Consider the following 25,429-nt stretch of genomic DNA (forward strand, 5'->3'; position numbering starts at 1 on the left):
GTCGTCGTTGCCGGGTGCCGGAGGCCGGGTCGCTTCGGCGGCGGAGTCGCGTGAGGAGGGGAGTGCGGGTGGGGGTGCTGTGCGGCGAGCTGACGGGTGAGCGGAGTCGTCGTTGCCGGGTGCCGGAGGCCGGGTCGCTTTGGCGGCGGAGTCGCGTGAGGAGGGGAGTGCGGGTGGGGGTGCTGTGCGGCGAGCTGACGGGTGAGCGGAGTCGTCGTTGCCGGGTGCCGGAGGCCGGGTCGCTTCGGCGGCGGAGTCGCGTGAGAAGGCGAGCGCGAGCAGAGGCCTAGAGGCGGGGGAGCGCACGTGAGTGGACCACAGTCCGGCGTGTTGGGCGGCGGGGCGAGCCAGGGAGGAGAAGCGATGAGCGAATCGACGCGACCGGAGCGCCACGTCCGGCACACGCTGCCGCTGCGGGTGGAGTTCAGCCGCCAGCTGCGCCGCCGGCGCACCCTGCTGACGTTCGGTTTCCTGCTGCTGCTTCCCTGGCTGCTGGTGCTCGCCTTCGCGGTGGACAGCGGGGATTCCAACGGCGGCGGCCCCACCTGGAACCTGCTGGACCTGGCCACCACCGGCGCGTTCAACTTCACCGTGTTCACGCTCTACGTGGCCGCGGGCTTCCTGCTCGTCGTCGTGGTCGCGCTGTTCTGCGGCGACACCGTGGCCAGCGAAGCGGGCTGGTCAAGCCTCCGCTACCTGCTGGCCGCGCCGGTCCCGAGAATGCGGCTGCTGCGGCAGAAGCTGATCGTCGCGCTCGCGCTGAGCGCGTCCGGTGTCCTCATCCTGGCCCTGATGGCGCTGGTCGCGGGCGGACTCGTCTACGGCTGGCGGCCCGTCGAGCTGCCCGCGGTCGGGCCCGCGCCGAGCCTGGCCGACTCGTTCCTGCGGATGGGCGTCGTGGTGTGCTACCTGATGGTGGCGCTGCTCGTGGTCGCCGGGACCGCGTTCGCGCTGACCGTGGTCACCGACTCCCCGCTGGGGGCCGTCGGCGGTGCCGTCGCGCTGGTCATCATGTCCAACATCCTGGAAGCGGTCGAGGCTCTCGGCGCCGTCCGCGAGTTCCTCCCCGCCTACTGGATGTTCGCCTGGACCGACGCGCTGCGCCCCGAACTGCCCTGGGACGGGATGGCGCGCGGGGCGGCCGTCTCGTTCACGTACGCGACCGTGCTCATCGCCTGGGCGTTCCGGTATTTCCGGGACAAGGACGTGGTCTCCTAGGACGCTCTGCGCCCCCGCGGAGCCGAGGATGACCGGGCGCTCGCCCCGGCCCCCGCCCTCGGTAGGGTCGCTCCAGACCAAGAGTCGACAACGCGGGAGGTTCGCTGTGGTCCGTTCCTGGTATGAGCTGCCCGACTACGTCAGGTTGCGCCGCGTCAACGGGCTGCGGCTCTCCCCCGACGGGTCACGGCTCGTCGCGCCCGTCAGCGAGCTCAACCCCGACGCCACGTCGTTCGGGACGGCTCTGTGGGAGATCGACCCCGCCGGTGACCGGGAGCCGCGCCGCCTTACCCGTTCCACCGCCGGGGAGGCGGCCCCGGCCTTCCTCCCCGACGGGTCGGTGCTGTTCACGTCCACCCGCGCCGACCCCGAGGCCACGTCGAACGGGTCCGCCGACGCGCGCAAGCCCGCGCTGTGGCTGCTCCCGGCCGAGGGAGGGGAGGCCCGCCAGGTGGCCGATCCCGCGGGCGGTGTCAAGCGGTTCTCCGTGGCCCGCGGCTCCGGCACCGTCGCCTTCACCGCCCACACGCGGCCCGACGCCGAGGACGCCCAGGTCGACGCGGAGTGGCGGGCGGCCCGCAAGGACAGCGGGGTGACGGCGATCCTGCACGAGTCCAGCCCGGTCCGCTACTGGGACCACGATGTCGGCCCGGATCTCCCGCGGCTCTACGCGGCCACGCCTCCGGCCGACGCCGCGTCCCGCCTGGGAGAAGCGCGTGACCTCACCCCCGACGCGGGCAAGGCGCTGATCGAGCAGACCGGGGAGATCACCCCCGGCGGCGGCACGGTCGTCACCGGCTGGCAGGTGCACGCGGGCAAGGGCGTGTGGCGCAGCGAGGTCGTCACCGTCGACGTGGCCACGGGGGAGCGCGTCGCGCTGGCCACCAGCACGACGTTCGAGTTCCAACATCCCCGGGTCTCCCCCGACGGGCGGTACGCGGTGATGCTCCGCACCTTCGAGGGGGAGTACGACGGCGAGCCCCGCGACTGCACGCTGTGGCTCGCGGACCTCACCACCGGCGAGGGCCGCGACCTGCTGCCCGGCACCGAACTGTGGCCGCGCGAGTACGCCTGGGCCGCCGACTCCGCGGCCGTCTTCTTCGCCGCCGACCTCGGCGGGCGCCGCCCGGTGTTCCGCGTCGACCTCGCCACCTCCACGCTGGCCCGGGTGACGGGCGACGACGGCGCCTACAGCTCCCTCAACCCGGGGCCGGACGCGCACACGCTGTACGCCCTGCGCGACGCCTGGGACGCCGCGCCCGCGCCCGTGCGCCTGGACGGGGCGGCGACCGAGGGTCGGCCGACATTCCTGAAGTCCCCCCAGGCGCCCCTGGACGTCCCCGGGACGCTCACCGAGGTCGAGGCGGCGGCCGAGGACGGGACCCCGCTGCGGTCCTGGCTGGTGCTGCCCAGCGGAGCCGCGGTGGACGCCCCGGCTCCGCTGGTCGTGTGGGTGCACGGCGGCCCCTACCTGAGCTTCAACGGCTGGACCTGGCGGTGGAACCCGTGGCTGCTGGCGGCGCGCGGGTACGCCGTGCTGCTGCCCGACCCGGCGCCGTCGACCGGGTACGGCCAGGACATGCTCCGCCGCGCCTGGGGGCGGTGGGGGTCGTGCACGTTCGGTGACGTCGTGGCGATCACCGACGCCGCCGTCGCCCGCGCCGACATCGACGCCGACCGCACCGCCATGATGGGTGGCTCCTTCGGCGGCTACATGGCCAACTGGATCGCCGGGCACACCGACCGCTTCAAGGCGATCGTCTCGCACGCCTCGCTGTGGGCCCTGGACGCCTTCGGCAGCTCCACCGACGCCCCGTGGGTGTGGGCGCGGGAGTTCGGCGATCCCCGGAGCCAACCGGAGCGGTACGAGCTCAACAGCCCGCATCGGCACGTGTCCCGGATCACCACGCCCATGCTGGTCATCCACGGGGACAAGGACTATCGGGTGCCGATCGGCGAGGGACTGCGGCTGTGGTGGGATTTGGTCAGCCACGAGGTGGACGCTAAGTTCTTGTACTTCCCGGACGAGAGCCACTGGGTCCTCACCCCGGGCAATATCGCGGTCTGGTACGAGACCGTCTTCGCGTTCCTCGACCACCACGTGCTCGGCAAGGAATGGTGCCGCCCGGAGCTGCTGTGACGTGCGGCCGTGCGGCCGTTGTGATCACCGTCGCGGTTCCGTCCCGGGCGGCTCCGGGCACAACGCGTGCGTAACCACACACCAGGGGGATTTTCCATGTCCGTTGCGGATCCGGCCGAGCTCCTCGCGCTCGCCCTCGACGCCGCCCGGGAGGCCGGGCGGCTCGCGGCCGAGGGCCAGGAGGGCATCGGCGTCCTCGAAACCAAGTCCACGCCCACCGACGTCGTCACCGCCATGGACCGCGCGTCGGAGGACCTGATCCGCAAGCGCCTGCTCAGCGCCCGCCCCGGGGACGCGGTCCTCGGTGAGGAGGGCGGCGCCGCGACCGGTTCCAGCGGGGTCCGCTGGATCGTCGATCCGATCGACGGGACGGTGAACTACCTCTACGGCCGCGAGGACTGGGCGGTGTCGGTCGCTGCCGAGCGCGACGGCGAGGTCGTGGCCGGTGCCGTGGTGGCGCCGGTGCGCGGCGACGAGTACACGGCGACGCGGGGCGGCGGGGCGTTCTGCAACGGAGCGCCGATGCGCGTGCGCCCCGCGGTGCCGCTGGAGATGGCGCTGGTGGCGACCGGTTTCGGCTACAGCACCGAGCGCCGCGCCCACCAGGCGGAGGTGCTGCGGGCGCTGCTGCCGCGGGTGCGCGACATCCGGCGCGCCGGATCGGCGGCGCTGGACCTGTGCGCGCTGGGTCGGGGGCGCCACGACGCCTACTACGAGCGGGGTCTCAACGCGTGGGACTGGGCGGCGGCCGCCCTGATCGCCCAGGAGGCCGGTGCGCGCGTCGAAGGACTGCGTGGGAGGCCCGCCAACCCCGACCTGGTGGTCGCGGCCCCTCCGGGCCTCTTCGAGGAGCTGCACGACCTTCTGGAGCCGCTGCGGGCGGACAGCGACGCCGCCGCGCCCCCGGCGTAACGCGGCGGTGGCCCGCCTCCGGAGGCGGGCCACCTGGCGGCGGTCGGGGCGCCACCGAGCGGGCGCGGGCGCAGGAAAAAGGGCCGGTCGGATCTTCGCGATCCGGCCGGCCCACGGTGTACGACGAGGTCAGGCGCTTTCGGGGTCGATCCCGTTGCGAGCCGCGATGCGGTGCAGGTCCTCAAGTTCCGACAGGTGCGCGTCGGCGAGGAAGTCGTCTCCGGCGGACTGCGCCGCTTGGAGCGACATGGAGGTCTCTCTGATGCGGCATTTGATCTCCGCGAGGAACTCGCCCATTTCACCTCACTCTATGTTCAAGCAGGAACTACGATGCGTCACACCAGTGTGACAGGGGAATAGCAGTTCGGACCGTGCGTACCCACCTCACCGGTCCGGGTAAACCTCGCCTGGGCGGCTATGGGCGGTCGGCGATCGGATCGCTCCGGACGGTGCGGCGTGATCACATCATGCCAGTCGATGTGATGCGTGTCCCATCAGGGGCGGCGATCGGGTGGCCTGGGCGGCGGCCCCATGCGCCCGGATTTGGTGCCGTAGGTGCTGATGAGGGGTGATGGCGGGTATTGGGGATGATGGTCGCCCTTCGGGCGTGGCGCGGGACACAACGGATGATTCGTGCGAGTGCTTACTTGTTTCTTATCCTGGATGTGTCAGATTCGAGATGTGCGGGGTGATGCCGCTGCCGGCGGTTGGGGGATACGTCGGCAGCGGCTCCTCGCATTCGGGGGAACGTCGGTGCGCCGATCCCGACCCTGGGATCGGTCACCGATACTCGAACTCCCGGCGCCTTTCGAGGTTGCCGCGCTCCGGGTGCCGCTCTACGTTGGGCGGTACCGGATGAAAGCCAGGGCCGCGTTATCGTGGCCACGCAGCAGAACGTATCCGGCTGCGACGGTTTACTTCATCCTTATCCGGGGTGTGGGACAACGTTGGACGCGGCCGGGTTATAGACGCCGCTGCCGGTGTGTTGGGGGATGCGCCGGCAGCGGCCCACCGGGCTCTGCGGGAAACGAAGGACACAGTGCGCGTACTTGTGGTCGAAGACGAGCGAGTGCTCGCCGACACCGTCGCCGTCGGACTGCGGCGGGAATCGATGGCCGTTGACGTCGTCTATGACGGGGACAGTGCCCTGGAGCACGCCGGAGTCAACGAATACGACGTGATCGTCCTGGACCGGGACCTTCCCGGGGTCCACGGCGACGACGTGGCGCGGTCACTGGTCGAGCAGAGCTACACCGGCCGGATCCTGATGCTCACGGCCTCCCGCGAGCTGGAGGACAAGGTCGAGGGTCTCACCCTCGGCGCCGACGACTACATGGCCAAGCCGTTCGCCTTCCCCGAGCTCATCGCCCGCGTGCGCGCCCTGGGCCGCCGCGCCGTCCCGCCGCTGCCTCCGGTGCTGCGCCGCAGCGGCATCACCCTCGACCCCGCCAACCACACCGTGGAGCGCGACGGCCGCGACGTGGTGCTTACCCCCAAGGAGTTCGCTGTCCTGGAGGTGCTGATGCGCGCCAACGGCACGGTGGTGAGCGCCGAGGGGCTGCTGGAGAAGGCCTGGGACGAGAACGCCGACCCCTTCACCAACGTCGTCCGCGTCACCGTGATGACCCTGCGCAAGAAGCTGGGTGAACCCCCCGTCATCCAGACTGTCCCCGGGGCGGGATACCGGATTTGAGTACGGGCGACGGCCAACCCGAGGTTCCACCGGGAGAGGTGGCGCCGACCCCGCCCGGTGAGACCGGGACCTGGCGGCGGCTGACGACCCCCGCCACGCCCTCGACCAAGCCGCAGAGCGTGGTCTCCCACCACGTGCACCGACTGGCCGACAACATGAGCCTGCGCGCCCGGCTCACGCTGATCTACGGCATGCTGTTTTTCGCCGCCGGCTCCCTGCTGGTGCTGCTGAACTACGTCATCGTCGCGGGCGTGCTGAACACCCTGCCGTTCATCGCCAACCCCGAGGTCGACTCCCCGAATCTGTCGCCCGAAGCCATCGCCTACTTCAAACAGCGACTGATCGAGAGCATGCTCGCGCAGGTCACCCGGTTCTCGGTGCTGGCGCTGGTCATCGTGGGGCTGCTCGCGGTCGCGCTCGGCTACGTGATCGCCGGGCGGGCCCTGTCCCCGCTGCAGAAGATCACCCGCACCGCGCGGCGCCTGTCCGAACGCTCCCTACACGAACGCATCGCGCTCGGCGGCCCCGAAGACGAGATCCGCGAACTCGCCGACACCTTCGACGGCATGCTGGAGCGTCTCGACCGCGCGTTCGACGGGCAGCGCCGGTTCGTCGCCAACGCCTCGCACGAGCTGCGCACCCCCCTCGCCATCAACCGGACGCTGCTGGAGGTCGCACTGAGCGACCCCGACGCATCGGCCGATCTGAAATCGGTCGGGCGCACGCTGCTGGAGACCAACGCCCGACACGAGCGGCTCATCGACGGGCTGCTGCTGCTTGCCAAGAGCGACAAGGAGCTCGACACCCGCGTCCACATCGACCTGGCCGAGGTTGCCGAGACCACCCTCAGCCAGCTGTCGGCGGAGATCGAGGAATCCGGTCTGACGCTGCGCTCCGACCTGCGGTCGGCCCCGGTCACCGGCGACCCGGTCCTCCTGGAACGGCTGGTGGGCAATCTGGTGGAGAACGCGCTGCGGTACAACGTCGCTGATGGCGAGATCACCATCCGCACCGGCATCTACGACGGCGCGCCCGCCGTCCAGGTGGAGAACTCCGGCCCGGTGATCCCCGGCTACGAGGTCGAGGGCCTGTTCGAGCCCTTCCGGCGCGCTTCCGGGGACCGCCTGCGCTCCGCTAAGAGCGCCGGGCTGGGGCTGTCCATCGTGCGCTCGGTGGTGCGGGCCCACGGCGGTACGGTGCAGGCCTGGCCGCGCTCCGGAGGCGGCCTCGTGGTGACGGTCTGCCTGCCCGAGCGACGCGCCGAAGGCCCCTCTGGAACGGGCCGCTGAGTCCTTCGGCGACCAGGCTGCGCCGAGGATCTCCTCCGTGATATCTATACGTGTCGCACGACACGGCCACCCTGGGTCCGAGCACCCGCCAACGGTAGGTATGCTCTCCCGGGCGTGAATACGGAGGGAAATCATCCCGACGTAGGCGTGTCTGTTCTGACCTTGCCACTCGGGGAGTACCCGCGCTCGGCCGGTGCGAGGAAAGACGAAGAAATAGGTCGGAATCCTTCGGGCGTTGGGTAGCACATGAGAACGAACCGGTCCGCGTCGTGTACCGACATGACCGGACCCGGCCGATCCGTGTCACCAGCAGGTGGAACGTCACCCGGGAGGGGGAACACTCCACTCGCGCCCACGGAAAAATCCGGCTGAAACGGGCACAAGAGGCGTCTCTCAAGCGTTACATCCGCGCGACGAGGCATAGAACGAGGGGGATGGAGTTAGCGCAATGGCCACCGATTACGACAGCCCGCGCAAGACCGACGAGGACATCAACGAGGACAGCCTGCAGGAGCTGCAGGCGCGTCGGGTCGACAAGGGCACGGGCACCATCGACGTCGACCCCGACGAGGTCAACGAGGGCCTGGAACTGCCGGGCGCGGACCTGTCCGGCGAGGAGCTGGCGGTCCGGGTGCTGCCGCGGCAGGCGGACGAGTTCACCTGCTCGCGCTGCTTCCTGGTGCACCACCGCAGCCAGCTCGCCGAGGAGCGCAACGGGCAGCTGGTCTGCAAGGAGTGTGTCTGAGACAGGAGGGCCTCCCTCCCTTGAGTCGCCTCGTAGGCCATGCGCCCTGGCATGCTGATGCGCCCCTCATGGCGGGGGCGCATCGCCATGTTCGCCCGGTGCCCACCCGACCCGGCCCCACCCCCGGCGCCCCACCCCCGTCTGGTTTCATGGAGAGGGACGTCGAGAGGAAGGTGAGCACGGTGTCCAGCGCCAGTGCGGAGGACGGCGGCGGCGCGGCAGCGGAAACAACCCCCGTCCCCGCCGAGAACGACGATGTCGGCGCGCTCGTCGGGCGCATCATCACCGACGACGGCACCGACCCGAAGCGGAAGGCCGGACTCCTCGGACGCCTCGCCCGCGCCCTGTCCGACGGCGCGCGGCGGGCGGGCGTCAAGGGCACGGCCGGCGGCCGCTGGATCACCGAGGTGTTCGCCGACGACATCGCGCCCCGCATCCCGGTACGCGACCGCGCGACACTGGTCCGCCACCACAACGGCCTCGACGGCGAGGAGCTCGCCGACGCCCTGGTACGCAACGCCGCCCACGCCACCACCACGGTCGGCGCCGCCGGCGGCGCCCTGGCGGCCGTCCAGTTCACCGCCCCGCCGCTGCTGCTGACCGCGCCCGCCCAGATCGTGGCCGAGACGCTCGTGGTCGCGGCCGTCGAGGTCAAGCTCATCGCCGAGCTGCACGAGGTGTACCAGACACCGGTGCCGGACTCCGGATTGCGGCGTGCCTCGGGCTACCTGTCGGCGTGGTCCCGCAAACGCGGCATCGACCCCCTCCAGGTGCCCGAATCGGTCGCGGTGGCGCTGGGGACCGCCGCCAAGGCCGCCCTCCGCAAGCGCCTGCTGCGGCTGATGGGCCGCCACCTCACCACGCTGGGCCCCTACCTCACCGGCGCGGTCGCCGGAGGCACCCTCAACCGCATGGCCACGTTCGCCTTGGGCAAGGCCGTCCGCGCCGATCTGCGCGCCCAGGCGCCCGCACCGCTGCCCACCGCGGCGGGGCGGCAGGTGCGCGCCGCACCCTCCGCCCCGGACACCGGCCCGGACGCCTGATCAACGGAGAGCCGGCGATTCATCGGTGAAGGCTCAGCGGCCTTCCAGCTCCCGGCGGCGGTGCGGCCCCATGCGCTTGTAGGCGGCGCGCACCGCCAGGACCCGCGCGACCTCCATGCCGACGCCGGTCACCACGGCCCACCCCAGCGCCTCGCCCAAACCGATGTCCAGCGACTCCGGGTCGTTCGGCGGCTCCTTGCCGGTCACCTGGGTCCACGCGAAGGTCAGGACCTTGCGGGCCGCGAACCCGGCCGCGAGAGCGGCCACGCCGCCCACGATCTGCGCGGCGAGCTCACCTTCCTGCTTTGCCATGTGATTCGATCACTTCCGTTCTCGTGGTCAACATGCGGGGGTCTGCCGACGATACTGTCATGTCCCAGGCCGCGCGGCACGGCGTCCCACCGGTGTCGTCCCGGCGACATTGGGCGTGCCGTCCCAGTGAGGCACACGCCACGATCATCCCCGGTGCCCGGAAAACCAGGAGCGATCACGGTCGGCAGAGCAATACCATTGCCCCATGACCAACCGCTCTCGTTCCTTCCGCGTGCCCGACAAGCCTTCGCTCGACGGTATCGAGGCGAAATGGGTCGACGTATGGGATGAGTCCGGCGTCTACCATTTCGACCGCGCCAAGAGCCGCGACGAGATCTTCTCGATCGACACCCCGCCGCCCACGGTCTCGGGGGCCCTGCACATCGGGCACGCCTTCTCCTACACCCACACCGACACCGTCGCGCGCTTCCAGCGCATGCGCGGCAAGTCGGTCTTCTACCCGATGGGCTGGGACGACAACGGCCTGCCCACCGAACGCCGGGTGCAGAACTACTACGGCGTCCGCTGCGACCCGTCGATCCCCTACGACCCGGACTTCTCCCCGCCCGCCAAGCCCGACCCCAAGCGGCAGGTGTCGATCTCGCGCCGCAACTTCATCGAGCTGTGCGACCGGCTCACCGCCGAGGACGAGAAGGTCTTCGAGAACGTCTGGCGCCGCCTGGGGCTGAGCGTCGACTGGCGCTACACCTACGCCACCATCGACGACACCTCCCGTGCCGCCGCCCAGCGGGCGTTCCTGCGCAACCTCGCGCGCGGCGAGGCCTACATGTCGGAGGCGCCCACGCTGTGGGACGTCACCTTCCGCACCGCCGTCGCCCAGGCCGAGCTGGAGGACCGCGAGCGCCCCAGTGCCTTCCACAAGCTGGCGTTCCACCGCGCCGACGGCGGCCAGGTCCACATCGAGACCACCCGCCCCGAGCTGCTGGCCGCCTGCGTCGCTCTGGTCGCCCACCCCGACGACGAGCGCTACCGCGACCTGGTCGGGCAGACCGTGCGCACGCCGCTCTTCGGCGTCGAGGTCCCGGTCAAGGCGCACCATCTGGCCGACCCCGAGAAGGGCTCGGGCATCGCCATGATCTGCACCTTCGGCGACACCACCGACGTCACCTGGTGGCGTGAGCTGCAGCTGGAGACCCGCGCGATCGTCGGTTGGGACGGCCGCGTTGTGGCCGAGCCGCCCGCGGCGATCACCTCCGAGGAGGGCCGCCTGGCCTACGGCCGCCTCGCCGGCGCCACCGTGCACACCGCCCGCGAGCGCGTCGTCGAGATGCTGCGCGAGTCCGGCGAGCTGATCGGCGATCCCACGCCCATCACCCACCCGGTCAAGTTCTACGAGAAGGGCGACAAGCCCCTCGAAATCGTCACCACCCGCCAGTGGTACATCCGCAACGGCGGCCGCGACACCGATATCCGCGAGGCGCTGCTGTCGCGCGGCCGGGAACTCGCCTGGTACCCGGGGCACATGCGGTCCCGCTACGAGCACTGGGTCGAGGGGCTCAACGGCGACTGGCTCATCAGCCGCCAGCGCTTCTTCGGCGTCCCCTTCCCCGTCTGGTATTCGCTGGACGGCGAGGGCAACCCCGACTACGAAGCGCCCATCGTCCCCGACGAGGCGGCGCTGCCGGTCGACCCCAGCTCCGAGGCCCCCGCGGGCTACACCGAGGACCAGCGCGGCCGTCCCGGCGGGTTCATGGGCGACCCCGACATCATGGACACCTGGGCCACCTCCTCGCTGACGCCGCAGATCGCGGGCGGCTGGGAGCGCGACAACGACCTGTTCGAGCGCGTGTTCCCGATGGACCTGCGTCCCCAGGGGCAGGACATCATCCGCACCTGGCTGTTCGCCACGGTCGTCCGGTCGCACTTCGAGCACGGCACCGTCCCGTGGCGGAGCACCGGCATCTCCGGCTGGATCCTGGACCCCGACCGCAAGAAGATGTCGAAGTCCAAGGGCAACGTCGTCACCCCCCTCGACCTGCTGGAGCGCTACAGCTCCGACGCGGTCCGGTACTGGGCGGCCAGCGGGCGGCTGGGCACCGACACCGCGCTCGACGAGGGCCAGATGAAGGTCGGGCGCCGCCTGTCCATCAAGATCCTCAACGCCAGCAAGTTCGTGCTGTCGGTCGCCGGTGAGGACGCGACCGACGCCCCGGCCGCCGTCACCGAGCCGCTGGACCGCGCCATGCTCGCGGCACTGTCCGAGGTCGTCGAGGACGCCACCGCGGCCTTCGAGGCCTACGACCACACCCGCGCCCTGGAGCACACCGAGCGGTTCTTCTGGGAGTTCTGCGACGACTACCTGGAACTGGTCAAGGCCCGCGCCTACGACGGCGACGCCACCACGGGGGCCGGCGCCTCGGCGCGCGCCGCCCTGCTCATCGCCCTGTCGGCGCTGCAGCGGCTGTTCGCCCCGTTCCTGCCGTTCGTCGCCGACGAGGTCTGGTCCTGGTGGAACGAGGGCTCGGTGCACGCCGCGTCCTGGCCGGACGCCGCGGAGTTCCGCGCCGCCGCCCAGGACGGCGACCCCGCCGTCCTCGCCACGACCTCCGACGTGCTGCGGGCGGTCCGCAAGGCCAAGTCCGAGCGCAAGCTGTCGATGCGCGCCGAGGTCGAGCGGGTCGTCGTCCGCGGTAAGAACGTGCGCAACGCGCAGGTCGCCGAGGGCGACCTCGTCGCCGCGGGGCGAGCCGCCGAACTCGACTTCGAGATCACCGGCGACAGTGAGCTCACGGTCGACGTGGTGCTGCCCGCGTCCGACGCCTAGCGGCCGAACCGGCGGGGGGTCCGCGCACGCGCGGACCCCCCGTCCCTCAGCGGCCATCGGATCCACTGAGCATGGCGGCTGCCGAGCCGCGATAGGCTCGCCAAGTGTGAGTAGTGATTCCGTTAACGGCCCGGTGGAGATCCTCATCCACCGCCTAGACCCCGGGGTGGACATCCCCGCCTACGCCCACGCCGGCGACGCCGGCGCCGACCTCGTCACCACCGAGGACGTCGTCCTGGATCCCGGGCAGCGCGCGACCGTGGGAACCGGCGTCGCCATCGCGCTACCCGAGGGGTACGCCGCGTTCGTGCACCCCCGTTCCGGGCTCGCCGCCCGATGCGGCCTGACGATCGTGAACGCGCCCGGCACCGTCGACGCCGGGTACCGCGGCGAGATCCGGGTCACCCTGATCAACACCGACGCGACGACCCCGGTCAAGCTGCAGCGGGGCGACCGGATCGCCCAGCTGGTGGTCCAGCGGGTCGAGCGGGCCGCTTTCCGCGAGGTGGACGGTCTCCCGGACGACTCGACGCGTGGGGAGGGCGGCTTCGGTTCCACCGGCGGCCACGCGGCACGGAGATGACGACCACCACCCCGGCGCGGCCGGGGATCAAGAAGTAGCGGGAGAGGTGTGAGGCGTGTTCGGACGCCGACGCAAGAAGAGCGAGAAGAACGGCGCTGCCGACACCCCCGAGGTCGCCCACGAGTCGACCCCGGTACAGGAGCCGGACAAGCCCGAGGACGAGCACCGGGCCGAAGGGCCGTGGGACGCTTCGGAGGACGCGCCCGAAGCGGCCCGCATCGACCTGGGCTCTATCCAGGTGCCGGTGGAGCAGGGCCTGGAGGTGCAGGTCAACGTCGCCCAGCGGACCAACCAGATCATCGGTGTCACGCTCGTGCAGGGCAACTCCGCACTGCAGGTCCAGCCGTTCGCCGCGCCCAAGTCCAGCGGACTGTGGCAGGAGATGCTCGATGAACTGCGCGAGCAGGTCGTCTCGCAGGGCGGTAAAGCCGAGGACTTCGACGGCCCGTTCGGCAAGGAGCTGCGGGCGATCGTCCCCGTCGAGGGCAAGACCAACGAGCAGGGCCATCAGCTGGGCCAGCGGGTCCGGTTCATCGGCGTGGACGGCCCCCGCTGGGTCCTGCGCGGCGTGATCCGGGGCGAGGCCGCAGCCAAGCCCGAGGCCATGGCGGCGGTTGAGGCGATCTTCCAGCAGATCGTGGTCGTCCGCGGCGATCACCCCATTCCACCGCGCGACCTCCTGGAGATCACGGTCCCGCCGGAGATCAAGGAGTCGATGGACAAGCAGCAGCGTGCGGCGCAGGCCCAGCAGAACGGACAGGCCGGGCAGCCGGACCAGGACTGACCCCCGCCCCCTGCCACCCGCCGATCGCCCTTGGCCCTTGCGCTGCCCGCGACCCGCTGTCGGCTGACGGCTCTACCGTGCTCGGGGCGGCATACCGCGTCCGCCTGCCGCCCCGAGCCGCCGTCGGCCGTACGCTGATCCCCATGACGACCACAACGGCCCCCGAACCGCTGCCCGAGGACTGGACCCGCGCCCTCACCGTCGTGGCGCACCCCGACGACCTGGAATTCGGTGCCTCCTCCGCCATCGCCCGGTGGACGGCACAGGGCAAAGACATCACCGAAGTGCTGGTAACCCGGGGCGAGGCGGGCATCGACTCGCTCCCACCCCAGGAGAGCGGTCGGCTGCGGGTCGAGGAGCAGCTCGCCTCCGCCCGCGCTGTTGGCGTCGAATCCGTCGAGTTCCTCGACTTCCCCGACGGCACCCTGGAGTACGGCCTGCCCCTGCGGCGCGCCCTGGCCCGGGCGATCCGCCGGTACCGGCCGGAGGTCATCGTGTCGCTCAACTTCCGCGACCACTTCCCGGGCTCGGCCGCCTACAACCACGCCGACCACCGCATGCTGGGCCCCGCCCTGCTCGATGCCGTCCGCGACGCCGCCAACCGGTGGATCTTCACCGATCTGGTCGATGAGGGGCTGGCGCCCTGGTCGGGCGTGCGCCAGGTGGCGTTCTCCAACTCGCCCCGCGTGACCCACTTCGTCGAACTCACCGAGGAGCACCTGGCCGCCGGAATCGCCTCGCTCGACGCGCACGAGGTCTACCTCGCCAACATCGAGGGCTTCGACCAGAAGTCCTTCCTGCGCACCGACGCCGAGCGCGACGGTGCCTCCTGCGGAGTGGGGCTGGCGACCACCTTCGAAGTCGTCCCCGCCTGAGGCCGACGGTCGCGGCGCCGCGGGTGGGTCCTGCGGGCACGGGGCAGGCGGCGTCCCGGCGGCTTTTGTTCAGCTGCCCGGCCGCGGATCGGCCACCACTGCCGCCTGCCCGCGCCGCCGGAGGGGCCGAAGCTCCGCGTGCGGCACGCCCGTCGCGACTACGCGGGACCGGGGTCGCGCGGATCGGCCACCACGCCGAGGAACAGGATGGCCGAGCGGCGCCGGAGCACCACCGTGAACGGGCGGTCCGCCGTGAACACCACGGGACGGTTGGGGATCGCTGCCGCCAGCGCCACCATGACCGCGGTGGCGGCGGCGCCCTCGGCGCCCTTCTCGTCCACGCGCAATACCGCCTGATGGATCACCTGGTCGATGCGGAGCGGCCGGTCGCTGATCCCGCCCAGGTCGCCGTCGTCGGTGAACACCGTCCGCACGCCGACGGCCTTCAGGGAGCTGTTGAGTTCGGTACGGTGCGTCAGCTCGAAGCGCGGCAAGGACAGGTCCACGGTGGTCGGGGTGGCCTTGCGGTAGAGCTGGGTGAGCGCCTTCGGAGTGAGCGGAGCGTCGGCCCGGTCGGGCAGCAGCACATCCAGCGCGAGATCGTGGTCACCGGCGAGGGTGACCATGCGCCACCCGGCCGCCTGCGCGTAGGGGATGCTGCTCTCGCTGCGCATCATCGGGACCTCGCGGGTGCCGCTGGGCGCGTGGAACCTCCGGGGGGCGGTCGCTGCGGGGCTGAACGGCTTGCACCACCGCAGCCGCACCCACAGCGCGTTGAGCAGGAGGGCCTGGGTGTCGGTGGTCACCGTGCCGGGCAGGAGCAGCTCGTCGATCATTCCCCGGGTCACCTTGGCGACCTCGCTGTTGACCGCTGTGCGCACGCCCTCGGGGTCGTTGGGGAAGTCGGCTGTGTGCACGGAGGACTCCGGGCGGCCGCGCAGCGCGGCTTCGAACTCGGGACGGATCGACAGGTCGTCGCGGACCCACAGGCCGGTCGTGGTGGCGAGTTCGGGGCCCTCGGAGACGGCGTCGTCGAGCGCCGCCAGGTGGTCGGCCAGATCGCGGCCGAGCAGGTCGGTCAGTTCCGTGTGCGTCGCTCCGCGCGTACCGGTCGCCACGAGGCCCATCGCGCTGGCCACCGAGTAGGGGGACCAGACGAATCCTGACGGGGCGGCCGAGGCGGTCAGTTCGGAGTGCAGCCGCAGTGCGAAGTCGAGGTGATCGGGGCGCAGGGACACGGACGCAGACACAGCACTCTCCTCGCGAGAACCACTCACACTCAGGTCTGCCGTCAGCCTACGCATCCCGCCGTCGGGGGTCCACGGACGTGCGCCCGCCTGCCCGCCCGGGAGCTGGCCCGACGCCGACGTGTCCGGGGACGGCCCCGCCAACACTCGGGTGAGGGGGGAACACCGGCCACACGGCGGCGCGTTGGCCTAGGGTGGACACCACAACGGCCGATACCGGTTTCCCGTCGGACGCAGTGCCACCGATTCCCACTGGAGCAGCATGACCGACCAGCAGCGGGCCGTGGAGACGTCCCGCCCGTCACCCCCGACCACCCGGAGCGGTGGCGCCGAGCGCCGTGCGTCGTCCGACGAGGCCGCGAACCAGGCCGCGGACCGCGCGACGGAGGCCCCCGAGCACCCTGAGGTCTCCGAGCAGACCGTCGAGGCCGTCGTGCGCGCGCAGCTGTCCAAGGCGCTGGGCGGGAAGCGGGGCATGGTGGAGGCGGCGGTCCCCACCATCGCCTTCACGGTCAGCTACATCATCACCCAGAACCTCCAGCTGGGGCTCGGGCTGGGGATCGGTGCGGCGGTCCTGCTGGCGATCGCGCGGCTCGTGCAGCGTTCGTCGGTCCAGTTCGTGTTCAACAGCCTGTTCGGCATCGCTATCGCGGCGATATTCGCACTGCGCAGCGGCGACGCCGAGGACGCGTTCCTGCCCGGCATCATCTACAACGCGGTCTACGCGGTGGTCCTGACCCTGACGATCGTCGTCCGATGGCCGGCCATGGGACTGCTCATCGGCTCGGTCACCGGCGACCCCACCGGGTGGCGGAACAATCCCGCGGTGGTCAAGCTCAGCTCCCGGTTGACCTGGCTGCTGGTGGCGCCCTGCGTCATCCGGGTCGCGGTGCAGTGGCCGCTGTGGGCCGCGGCGAGCTACGGCGTCGCGGACACCTTCGCCTTGCTGGGCTTCTCCAAGATCGCCATGGGATGGCCGCTGCAGGTCGCCGGACTGGCGGCCATGGTGTGGCTGCTGGCCCGCGGGCGCACGGCGATGAACGGGACGTCCCTCGCGCCGCCGCGCGAGTCCGACACCCCCTGACACGCCCGACCACCGTTGATCTCGGCGATATCGACGTAATAACCGCCGAAATTCGGTCGATATCGCCGAGATCAACGGAAGGGCCGGGGAATCAGGGCGCGAGCAGCACCCCGAGCTCGTCGACGGACTCCGCACTGCTCAGGAAGACCAGGTCGTCGCCCGCGGCTAGGACCGTCTCCGGTGCGGGCGGGCGCACCCGGCCCTCGCGCACGAGCGCGACTAGGACGATATCCTCCGGCAGGGCCGGGGTCAGCTCGCCCACCGGGCGGCCGGCGTGCGGCGTATCCGGCGGCAGCGTGAACTCCAGCAGGTCGGTCTCGGGCAGCGACAGGAGCGCCATCGCGTCCCCGGCCTCGTTGACCTCGGCGACATCGTCCACCAGTGAGGCGATGAGCCGGGGCGGCGACACCGCCACATCGACCCCCCAGGAGTCGGTGAACAGCCACTCGTTGCCCGGATCGTTGATCCGCGCGATAGTGCGGTCGACCCCGAACTCCTTCTTCGCCAGCAGGCACACCACGAGGTTCACCTTGTCGTCACTGCTCGCGGCGACGACCGTGTCGAAGTCGGCCAGCCGCGCGTCCTCCAGCGTGGACAGCTCGCAGGCGTCGGCCAGCATCCACTCCGCGCGCGGCAGCTCGTCCACGCCGATGGCGCGGGTGTCCCGGTCGATGAGCAGCACCTCGTGCCCGCTCTCGCTGAGTTCGGCGGCGATGGAACGGCCGACGCTTCCTGCTCCGGCGATTGCGACCCGCATCGGCTAAACCCCCTGGTCATGGCTCTCGTGCGCGCCCAGCCGCGCCTGGAGAGCGTCGATGTCGGCGGCACGGGCGAGGACGTGCAGGACGTCCCCGGCGCGCAGTGTCTCGTCTCCACGCGGGAGCAGGATCTCGCCGCCCCGTGACAAGTAGGCCACGCGCAGCGGCAGCGCGGCCTCCAGCTGTTCCACGCGCTGCCCCACCCAGGTGGCGCTGAGGGGCGCCTCGGTCATCAGCACCGTCCCCGACGGGTCGCGCCACAGCGGGCCAACGTCCAGTCCCGCCGATCCCGGGATGAGTCGCCGCAGCACGGTGTCCGCTGTCCACCGCACCGTGCCCACGGTCGGGATGCCGAGCCGCTGGTAGACCTCGGCACGCCGCGGGTCGTAGATGCGGGCGACCACGTGCTCCACCCCGAACATCTCGCGGGCCACCCGCGCGGCGATGATGTTGGAGTTGTCACCGCTGCTCACGGCGGCGAAGGCGTCGGCCCCGGCGATCCCCGCCGTGATGAGGACGTCGCGGTCGTGGCCGATGCCGTGGACGGCCGTCTTGGCGGTCGAGGAACGCAGCCGGCGGAAGGCCTCGGGGTCCCTATCGATCACGGCGACTGTGTGCCCCATGTCCTCCAGTGTGTGCGCGAGGGTGGAGCCCACCCGGCCGCAGCCCAGTATGACGATGTGCACAGGTCATCCGCTCCCGGTCTCGGCGTTCGGACGTACACCCGCTCGGCAGGTGGGAATGCCGCTGATGAAGCGGCCCCGGCAACGGTATACCCAACCGGAGCGGGGTGCCCGCTCGGCTAGAGTTACCGCAGATGGGCGGTGGCTGTACGCGGGAGTCACCTGCGACATGCCCGAGGAAGTCCCGTCGTGCCGGAGGTCGTCTTTACATGAGCCGTGTCGGAACCCACCTGGAGCTGCGCATCGACGGTGTCGCGCACGGCGGGTGGTGCGTGGGGCGCCACGACGAGCAGGTCGTCTTCGTCCGGCACGCGCTGCCCGGGGAGCGGGTTCGGGTGCGGATCACCGAGGAGACCAAGCGCTTCCTGCGCGGTGAGGCCGTCGAGGTGCTGGAGGCGTCGCCCGACCGGGTGGAGGCGCCGTGCAAGTTCGCCGGTCCGGGCAAGTGCGGCGGCTGCGACTGGCAGCACGCCTCCCTGGAGGCGCAGCGCCGGATCAAGGCGCAGGTGGTCACCGAGCAGCTGCGGCGCATCGCCGGGATCGAGCGTGATGTGCACGTCGAGGAGCTGCCCGGCACGCCCGACGGTCTGGGCTGGCGCACCCGCGTGCGGTTCGCGGTCGATGCCGACGGTACGGCCGGGCTGCGCAAGCACCGCTCGCACGCCGTGCAGCCCGTCGACGAGTGCCTGATCGCCCACCCCGAGGTCGACCGGCTGGGGGTTACCGAACTGCAGTGGCCGGGCGTCAGCGAGGTCGAGGCCGTCTCCTCGGCCTCCTGCGCCGACACCGCGGTCATCGTCACGCCGCGTGGCGCCAAGCTCCCCCTGCTGCCGACCCCCAAGGCCTCGGCCGCCGTCCTGCGGCGGTTCAAGGGCGGACGTACCCAGTCGGTCCGCGGGCGACGGGGGATCCGGGAGACCGTCGGCGGACGCGAGTACCGCGTCAGCGCCGGAGGGTTCTGGCAGGTGCACCCCGCCGCCGCGCAGACGCTCAGTGACGCCGTCATCGCGGCCCTGGAACCGAAGCCGGGGGAGACCGCCCTCGACCTGTACTGCGGTGCCGGACTGTTCGCCGGGGCCCTAGCGGACGCCGTCGGCCCCGAGGGGCGCGTCCTGGGTGTGGAGGGCAACGCCGAGGCCGCCCGCGACGCCCAGCACAACCTGCGCGACCTGCCCTGGGTCCGGGTGGAGCGCGCCGATGTCGCCTCGCAGCTGCGCGAGTGGGTCGATATGCGGGTGGACATCGCGGTCATCGACCCGCCCCGGGCGGGTGCCGGGCGGGTGGTCGCCGAACAGCTCGCCGAGCTGCGCAACCGCCGCGTCGCCTACGTCTCCTGCGACCCGGCGACGCTGGCCCGCGACCTCGTGGCGTTCATGGACTGCGGCTATGAGCTGGCGGATCTGCGGGCGTTCGACAGCTTCCCGATGACCCACCACGTGGAGTGCGTGGCGACCCTCGTGCGAGACGACGCCTGAGGCGCGCGACGGGGCGGTCCTCCTCGGACGAGGAACGGCCCCGCGCCAGTGAGCGCCGAACCGACGATCGCGTCGTCGAAGATCCCTCCCAGTGGGCCAGTCGACGGACGTCGAGGCCGCGGAGCGAGACGTAGGCGATCGCCAGCCACGGGAAGGGGCTGCGCGCCAGGCGCGTGAGCTCAAACCCGACCAGGCGCGTCAGGGACGCGGCCGCATGCGCGTCGCCGTGAACCCCTCACCGGCACGACGGCGGAGCAGGCTCGGCGGTCTCATCGGCGGGGGCACTCTCCTCGACCAGGGGGAAGTCATCGGAATCGCCAGTACCGAAGAAGCGCTCGATCTCGCTCCGGGCGCGGGCCCGGTGGACGTCGGTCACCTCGATGCCCAGCAGTTGGGCGGCCTCGGCGGAGGTGGTGTCAGGTGAGAGCAGCCGTTCCCAGGACCGGTTTAGCCCCCGGAGGACCGTGGCATCGGGGGCCTCCCGCATAGCGAAGGCGAGCGCGATGTCCCCGACATCGGGGTAACTGATCCCGGGGAGGGACACCAGATCGGGGGTGCGGGAGAACGGCCGCATCGAAAGCCAGATGTAGACCGGGAGCCGTCCCTGGCCCGCGAGCGTGCACTCGCCGTCATTCCCGTCCATGGGCATACCGGCCACGATCCCGGCGACCTCAGCGGCCAGAGCCCGCTGCTGGTAGGAATCGTCGAGGAACCACCTCTCAGCGGGTGCGGCGACCCCGTCCTCCGCTGTTTTGCGCGGGGCTTCGAACGATTGCAGGGCGACGGTCGGCAGGTCCTCGCGGGCGCGCGGCGGGACGGCCTCGGCCACCGGGTCCACGACCTCCTGCCAGTAGGGGATCCAGTTCTCGTAGCCCGCGTAGCTGCAGTAGGTGACGTCACCGTGCGCGCGGCATACTCGCTCCGGCGCGGAGATTCCGAGGGGCAGCCCGCCCGCGGCCGCGACGTCGCCTTGCAAGGACAGCCGCTGGCCGGCGTACGCACCGCCCACACCGGTGAAGAGGAGCAGTGCGAGCAGGACGGTGGTGATTCGGTGCCATTTCCTCGGGGAGACCCGCACCAGCGTCGTCGCGATGCCACCGCCCATCAGGAACAGCAGTTGGACCAGGTGGAGCGGCGGCACACCCCACAGGTCGGAGGCAGCGCCCCCCTCCGGGGGGTTAAGCAAAACGTTGGCCACGGTGTAGAGGGCGTTAGCGCCGGTTATCGGGGCACCGACGATCGGCGACTCGCTGACGGGGTACCAGCTGAAGGCGACGAACGTCGGGACGGCCAGGAGCGGAACCAGGGCGGGGACCCACGACCGCGTCCAGATGCCCACCAGCGTCCCGGCCACGCCGCCACTGGCTACGATGAGCGACGGCGTCACGAGGTCGGCCAGGCTCAAGGAGCCGATGACCTTGTCGTAGGAGACCAGCGCCAGCGCCGCCCCCCAGACGAGCGCACCCTTGGCCGCTCCGCAGATAACGACGGCGGCCAGCAGCGCGATCGCCCGCTCCCGAGCGGCGACCGGTGAGGTGATGGCGCCGCCGTACCGCGCCTGGCGGACCGCGGGGAGGAGCGCGGCGATAAACATGACAGCGGCGGCGGCCTCACTGATGTACAGCGTGTTGTGGGTGATGGCTGGCCAGGACGGCAACTCGACCGGGGATTCGGTGGCCTTCACGGCGCCCTGAAGGCCGATGACCCCGAGCAACCCGAGCCAGAACACGGGGCTGCGCAACAGCCGCTTGAGCTCGAACCAGGACAACCGCGCGATGGAGATCGTCATGCGCGACCCGCTACCGCCCCTCGGCCGCTCGCGGTGTCGGCGGCTCCGGTCAGCAGGAGGTAGCCGTCCTCCAGCGTGGGCTCGACCGGTGCGGCCGACGCTTCATAGCCCTCAGGCGGGCGCGTCGCGTACGGCGTGAGCACGCGGTACCGGCCGTCGGGCCGCCGCCACGTCGTGGTGCCGGCGGCCGGGCGCTCCGGCAGCGCCCACACGTGCCCGCGCGCCTGGCCGATGAGTTCGGCGGGGGTTCCGGTGAACACCAGCCGCCCCTCGTCCAGCACGATGACGCCGTTGCACAGCGCCTCGACGTCCTCGATCTGGTGGGTCGACAGCACGACGGTGCGCGTGGTCGCGAACTCCGAGACCAGGTCGCGGAAGCGGATCCGCTGTTCGGGGTCGAGGCCGATGGTGGGCTCGTCGAGGAGCAGCAGCTCCGGCTCGCCGAGCAGCGCCCCGGCCAGCGCGAGCCGCTGCTTCATGCCGCCCGACAGCCGGCGCACCCGGGTGAACCGGCGGTCGTACAGCCCGAGCAGGCCCAGCACCCGCCGTACCTCGTCGTGCCGCTTCCTGCGACCTCCCAGCTCCTTGAGCACGGCGATGTAGTCGAGCAGCCCGAACGCCGTGAAGTGCGGGTAGAGCGTCGGATTCTGCGGCAGGTGGCCGAGGCGGCGGCGGATGTCGGTCCGCTCGCGGGGGCGCTCCGGGTTGCGGCCCAGGATCTCCAGGCGGCCGCTGCTGGGGTCCAGGTCGGTCGACAGGCACCGCATCAGCGTGGTCTTGCCCGCGCCGTTGCGGCCCAGCAGTCCGGTGACCCCGCGGCCGATCTCCAAAGACACGTCATCCAGTGCGGTGCGCAGGCCGTACCGCCGCGTCACCGCCTGCGCTACCACCGTGCCCAGGGCGGTGCGCACGGGAACCTCGGGCGCGGTCATCCGGCCCACCCCCGGCGTGCCTTCAGGACCGCGAACGCTCCCACGATCAGTACGAAGGCCGCGGCCCACAGCATCTGCGCGTGCGGCGCGAACAGTTGCTCGGGCCTGAGGTGCCTGGCCGCCGAGGCCAGCGCCAGTGCCGCCAGCCAGCCGCTCGCCAGTGCCGCACTGGCGAGGGTGAGGTTCACCCACCGCGAGAGCATCAGCGACGCGGAGACCAGGGTCAGCGCCGGGAGCAGCCACGCCACGGGCGCCCAGTCCGGGCCGCCGACCCCGGGCAGCAGCAGGGCCGCGCCCGTGCACAGCGTGAAGGCCGGGACGAGCACCGCCATGGCGCGCAGGAACAGCAGCCGCTGCCCGGCCATCGGCGTCACCGAGGTGAACTCGTGGGCCGGATCGACACCGCGTCCGTAGGCCAGCGCCACGCCCGCCAGCGGCAGCACCGGGGCCAGGAAGTAGAACATCAGCGAGCCGCGGGGCACCGTGTGGGCGGCGATCAGCGCCGTCCCCAGGACGACCACCATGGCGATCAGCCACGCCCGGTAGAGCGTGGGCGTGGCGACAAGCAGCCGGGCCGTGGCCTCGTTGAGCCCGCTGGCCTCCAGCGCGCGCTCCAGCAGGCCGCGCCGCGGGCGGTCGACGATGTCGCGCAGTTGCGCCCAGCTCCTTTCCAGCCATTCCTCGTCGGTCGGTAGTTCCTGGCGGCAGGTCGCACAATGCATCAGGTGAGCCTCCGCGGACATCGCCACAGCGTTGTCCGCACGTCCAGCGGCGTAGTCCGTGAGTTGCCGGGATGTGAGATGCCAGGTCATGTCAGCTGCTCCCGGAGTTGGGCCTTGGCCCGCATGACGCGGGTCTTGACGGTGCCTTCGGGGATTTGGAGCATCAGCGCGGCCTCACGCACGGTCAGGCCGTCCAGGATCGTGGCCTGGATGGCCAGGCGCAGCTCCGGGGAGAGGTTGTTCAGCGCGGCGCCGAGCGGGCCGTGTTCGATCCGGAGGAGCACCAGGTCCTCGGCGGACGCCTCGCCCACGGGTTCGTAGGGTTCCGGGTCGGTGGCCCCGAGCCACTGGTTTCCGCGCCTGCGTAGTTGCGAGATGAGTTGGCGGATCGCGATCGTCCAGATCCACGCACCGGCGTCGCCGTCGGCATCGCGGGGGGTGAAGGTCTTCGAGTTCTTCCAGATCGCGAGAAACGTCTCCTGCAGCGCGGCGTCCACCAGGTCGGGGTCGCCGCACCGGTAGCGCAGGCGGGCCCGCAGCCAGGGCGCGTGCCTGCGGTGCAGGATCTCCAAGGCGCGGGAATCACCGCATGCGACTGCGCCGATCAGCTCGGCGTCCGAGCTGTCGGGGTCGTAATCGGGGGTGCGCTTGGCACGTCGGAACAGCTTCACGTCGGAACTATCGCGCCTTCGGTCGGGTCCGGTTCACGGGGTGTTTCGAGCGGTGTCCGAATATCGACGTTATCCGCTCAGCGCTCCACTGTGAGCCGGTGACCTGCGAGATGTCCGTCGGGGCGGAGGGAAGCGTAGCGACCGTGCCGACCGCTCCACACGTTCGCTCCGGGTGCCCTGGTGGGCACTGAGCGTATTCCGGTTTCACGTTCTGCGCTTAGGTAGAACAATGGGACGCATGCGCTTGAGGATTTTCACTGAGCCGCAGCAGGGCGCGACCTACGACACGCTGCTGACGGTGGCGAAGGCAGCCGAGGACCTCGGCTACGACGCCTTCTTCCGTTCGGACCACTACCTGAAGATGGGGGATGTCGACGGCTTTCCCGGCCCCACCGACGCCTGGATCACCCTCGCGGGGCTTGCCCGCGAGACCTCGCGCATACGCCTGGGCACGCTGATGACCGCGGCGACGTTCCGTCATCCCGGCCCCCTGGCGATCTCCGTCGCCCAGGTCGACCGTATGAGCGGGGGACGGGTCGAGTTCGGATTCGGCGCGGGCTGGTATGAGGAGGAGCACCAGGCCTACGGGATTCCGTTTCCAGCGTCGGCCCGTGAGCGCTTCGACCGCTACGAGGAGCAGCTGGACATCATCACCGGCCTGTGGTCGACCCCGGTGGGCGACTCGTTCCGCTACGAGGGCCGCCACTACCGGCTTGCCGAGGGGCCCGCGCTGCCCAAGCCCGAGCAGGCACCCCGCCCGCCGGTGCTGATCGGGGGGACCGGGGTGAAGCGCACACCGCGCTTGGCGGCGCACCACGCCGACGAGTACAACGTGCCGTTCAACGGCATCGACGACACCTTGGCGGCCTTCGAGCGCACCCGCGCCGCGGTCAAGGCCTCCGGCCGGACCGATCCGATGGTGTACTCGGCGGCGCAGGTCCTGTGCTGCGGCCGCAACGACGCCGAGGTCGCCCGCCGCGCCGCGGCGATCGGGCGGCAGGTGGACGAGCTCAAGGAGAACGGCTTGGCCGGAACCCCGGCCGAGGTCGTCGACAAGATCGGTCGCTACGCGGAGATCGGCAGCGAGCGCATGTACCTGCAGGTGCTCGACCTGTCCGACCTCGACCACCTGGAACTGGTCGCCGACCAGGTCGCCCCGCAGGTGCGCTGAGCGCCTCGCCGCGGTCGGTAACGGAAAGCGAAGCAATCGGCCAATGGACGGTGCTGGATCGCGAGCGCGGTCCAGCACCGTCTGCTATGCGTGGGTCCCGCCCTGTGTGAGGCCTGCGCAGCACCACACCCCGCCCCCGTCGACGCAGGTCCACCCCGGCGCGGTGGATACGGAAGAGGACCGCGATGCCGCGGCGCGCTGTGTTCTCGCGGTGCCCTGACGTTCGTGTTCGTGCACTCGCGCACCTGGATTGGTTCGTGGCGCTGGTGCGCTTCATCATCCCTGTGGGGTTATCCGCTTGTTTTGGGTAGGGGTGGGATTGGGCGCCCAGTATCTGCCGTATGGGGTGTTCCGTGATGCGGTGTCCTGTCGTTGAGGGCGTCGCCTTTCCTGCGCCTCCGCGTGGGGCCTGTCTCTGCGCACCGTGCTTCGGGCTGAGGAGAAGGCCGGACGCGGGCGGAGAGATCGCACGGGCGTCTACTCGCGGGTAACTTGATATCGAGATATACGTTCGATAG

23 protein-coding genes are annotated in these 25,429 nt (G+C 71.2%); 14 read left to right on the top strand and 9 right to left on the bottom strand.

The window, feature by feature from the left end; translation table 11 throughout:
* The first annotated feature begins 363 nt into the window (after positions 1–363).
* The 3 genes from ABD259_RS05980 to ABD259_RS05990 all read left to right on the top strand — a co-directional run bounded on the left by ABD259_RS05980 (position 364) and on the right by ABD259_RS05990 (position 4,270).
* Positions 364–1,218 (top strand): ABC transporter permease, encoded by an 855-nt coding sequence (locus tag ABD259_RS05980; protein WP_344099959.1) that lies wholly within the window; start codon positions 364–366, stop codon positions 1,216–1,218.
* 106 nt (positions 1,219–1,324) lie between these two features.
* Positions 1,325–3,358: a S9 family peptidase gene (locus tag ABD259_RS05985; RefSeq protein WP_344160705.1), complete on the top strand. Its 2,034-nt coding sequence runs from the start codon at positions 1,325–1,327 to the stop codon at positions 3,356–3,358.
* Positions 3,359–3,454: 96 nt separating this feature from the next.
* Positions 3,455–4,270, top strand: coding sequence for an inositol monophosphatase family protein (locus ABD259_RS05990; protein WP_344160708.1), 816 nt, complete (start codon positions 3,455–3,457; stop codon positions 4,268–4,270).
* A gap of 129 nt (positions 4,271–4,399) precedes the next feature.
* Here ABD259_RS05990 and ABD259_RS05995 read toward each other — a convergent pair whose 3' ends face one another.
* On the bottom strand, positions 4,400–4,567 hold the full coding sequence (locus tag ABD259_RS05995; protein ID WP_344099965.1) for a hypothetical protein: 168 nt from the start codon (positions 4,565–4,567) through the stop codon (positions 4,400–4,402).
* A gap of 742 nt (positions 4,568–5,309) precedes the next feature.
* Between ABD259_RS05995 and ABD259_RS06000 the strand changes: the two genes are divergently transcribed.
* From ABD259_RS06000 to ABD259_RS06015, 4 genes are all read left to right on the top strand, one after another.
* Positions 5,310–5,963: a response regulator transcription factor gene (locus ABD259_RS06000; RefSeq protein WP_344099967.1), complete on the top strand. Its 654-nt coding sequence runs from the start codon at positions 5,310–5,312 to the stop codon at positions 5,961–5,963.
* A complete protein-coding gene (locus ABD259_RS06005) occupies positions 5,960–7,252 on the top strand; it encodes a sensor histidine kinase (RefSeq protein ID WP_344099969.1) in 1,293 nt (430 codons plus the stop codon). The genes ABD259_RS06000 and ABD259_RS06005 overlap by 4 nt, the downstream gene beginning before the upstream one ends.
* A gap of 448 nt (positions 7,253–7,700) precedes the next feature.
* The gene (locus ABD259_RS06010) at positions 7,701–7,997 is read left to right on the top strand and encodes a DUF4193 domain-containing protein (protein ID WP_344099971.1); all 297 of its coding nucleotides are present in this window, start codon (positions 7,701–7,703) and stop codon (positions 7,995–7,997) included.
* A gap of 182 nt (positions 7,998–8,179) precedes the next feature.
* Positions 8,180–9,040: a hypothetical protein gene (locus tag ABD259_RS06015; protein ID WP_344099973.1), complete on the top strand. Its 861-nt coding sequence runs from the start codon at positions 8,180–8,182 to the stop codon at positions 9,038–9,040.
* A gap of 33 nt (positions 9,041–9,073) precedes the next feature.
* On the opposite strand, the gene ABD259_RS06020 is transcribed toward ABD259_RS06015, so the two are convergent.
* The gene (locus ABD259_RS06020; protein ID WP_344099975.1) at positions 9,074–9,352 is read right to left on the bottom strand and encodes a DUF4235 domain-containing protein; all 279 of its coding nucleotides are present in this window, start codon (positions 9,350–9,352) and stop codon (positions 9,074–9,076) included.
* A gap of 205 nt (positions 9,353–9,557) precedes the next feature.
* Here ABD259_RS06020 and valS point away from each other — a divergent pair, with 205 nt between their 5' ends.
* From valS to ABD259_RS06040, 4 genes are all read left to right on the top strand, one after another.
* The gene (valS, locus tag ABD259_RS06025) at positions 9,558–12,137 is read left to right on the top strand and encodes a valine--tRNA ligase (protein ID WP_344160711.1); all 2,580 of its coding nucleotides are present in this window, start codon (positions 9,558–9,560) and stop codon (positions 12,135–12,137) included.
* A 106-nt stretch (positions 12,138–12,243) separates the two neighbouring features.
* Positions 12,244–12,720 (top strand): dUTP diphosphatase, encoded by a 477-nt coding sequence (gene dut, locus ABD259_RS06030; protein ID WP_344099980.1) that lies wholly within the window; start codon positions 12,244–12,246, stop codon positions 12,718–12,720.
* 55 nt (positions 12,721–12,775) lie between these two features.
* Positions 12,776–13,504 (top strand): DUF3710 domain-containing protein, encoded by a 729-nt coding sequence (locus ABD259_RS06035; protein WP_344099982.1) that lies wholly within the window; start codon positions 12,776–12,778, stop codon positions 13,502–13,504.
* Positions 13,505–13,647: 143 nt separating this feature from the next.
* Positions 13,648–14,379: a PIG-L deacetylase family protein gene (locus tag ABD259_RS06040; protein ID WP_344160714.1), complete on the top strand. Its 732-nt coding sequence runs from the start codon at positions 13,648–13,650 to the stop codon at positions 14,377–14,379.
* A 158-nt stretch (positions 14,380–14,537) separates the two neighbouring features.
* Here the strand turns inward: ABD259_RS06040 and ABD259_RS06045 are convergent, their stop codons facing one another.
* Complete coding sequence (locus ABD259_RS06045) at positions 14,538–15,629, bottom strand: serpin family protein (protein WP_344099986.1); 1,092 nt, start codon at positions 15,627–15,629, stop codon at positions 14,538–14,540.
* Positions 15,630–15,888: 259 nt separating this feature from the next.
* On the opposite strand from ABD259_RS06045, the gene ABD259_RS06050 reads away from it, so the two are divergent.
* Positions 15,889–16,710 carry a DUF3159 domain-containing protein gene (locus tag ABD259_RS06050; protein ID WP_344099988.1) on the top strand — a complete coding sequence of 274 codons (822 nt, stop codon included), beginning with the start codon at positions 15,889–15,891 and terminating at the stop codon, positions 16,708–16,710.
* A gap of 91 nt (positions 16,711–16,801) precedes the next feature.
* Here the strand turns inward: ABD259_RS06050 and ABD259_RS06055 are convergent, their stop codons facing one another.
* On the bottom strand, positions 16,802–17,467 hold the full coding sequence (locus ABD259_RS06055; RefSeq protein ID WP_344099990.1) for a potassium channel family protein: 666 nt from the start codon (positions 17,465–17,467) through the stop codon (positions 16,802–16,804).
* Between the two features lie 3 nt (positions 17,468–17,470).
* The gene (locus ABD259_RS06060; protein WP_344099992.1) at positions 17,471–18,154 is read right to left on the bottom strand and encodes a potassium channel family protein; all 684 of its coding nucleotides are present in this window, start codon (positions 18,152–18,154) and stop codon (positions 17,471–17,473) included.
* 206 nt (positions 18,155–18,360) lie between these two features.
* On the opposite strand from ABD259_RS06060, the gene ABD259_RS06065 reads away from it, so the two are divergent.
* The gene (locus ABD259_RS06065) at positions 18,361–19,626 is read left to right on the top strand and encodes a class I SAM-dependent RNA methyltransferase (RefSeq protein WP_344099994.1); all 1,266 of its coding nucleotides are present in this window, start codon (positions 18,361–18,363) and stop codon (positions 19,624–19,626) included.
* A 235-nt stretch (positions 19,627–19,861) separates the two neighbouring features.
* On the opposite strand, the gene ABD259_RS06070 is transcribed toward ABD259_RS06065, so the two are convergent.
* From ABD259_RS06070 to ABD259_RS06085, 4 genes are read right to left on the bottom strand one after another with little or no spacing between them, the layout of a single operon-like run.
* Positions 19,862–21,415, bottom strand: a complete 1,554-nt coding sequence (locus tag ABD259_RS06070) for a hypothetical protein (RefSeq protein ID WP_344099996.1) — start codon at positions 21,413–21,415, stop codon at positions 19,862–19,864.
* The gene (locus tag ABD259_RS06075; RefSeq protein WP_344160717.1) at positions 21,412–22,347 is read right to left on the bottom strand and encodes an ATP-binding cassette domain-containing protein; all 936 of its coding nucleotides are present in this window, start codon (positions 22,345–22,347) and stop codon (positions 21,412–21,414) included. The genes ABD259_RS06070 and ABD259_RS06075 overlap by 4 nt, the downstream gene beginning before the upstream one ends.
* Complete coding sequence (locus ABD259_RS06080; RefSeq protein WP_344160720.1) at positions 22,344–23,159, bottom strand: zf-HC2 domain-containing protein; 816 nt, start codon at positions 23,157–23,159, stop codon at positions 22,344–22,346. Before ABD259_RS06080 ends, ABD259_RS06075 begins: the two co-directional genes overlap by 4 nt.
* Positions 23,156–23,740 (bottom strand): RNA polymerase sigma factor, encoded by a 585-nt coding sequence (locus ABD259_RS06085; RefSeq protein WP_344100002.1) that lies wholly within the window; start codon positions 23,738–23,740, stop codon positions 23,156–23,158. The genes ABD259_RS06080 and ABD259_RS06085 overlap by 4 nt, the downstream gene beginning before the upstream one ends.
* Positions 23,741–23,978: 238 nt before the next feature.
* Here ABD259_RS06085 and ABD259_RS06090 point away from each other — a divergent pair, with 238 nt between their 5' ends.
* A complete protein-coding gene (locus tag ABD259_RS06090) occupies positions 23,979–24,911 on the top strand; it encodes an LLM class F420-dependent oxidoreductase (RefSeq protein WP_344100004.1) in 933 nt (310 codons plus the stop codon).
* Positions 24,912–25,429: the final 518 nt, after the last annotated feature.

Source organism: Nocardiopsis rhodophaea (assembly GCF_039530945.1).
Taxonomy (GTDB): domain Bacteria; phylum Actinomycetota; class Actinomycetes; order Streptosporangiales; family Streptosporangiaceae; genus Nocardiopsis_C; species Nocardiopsis_C rhodophaea.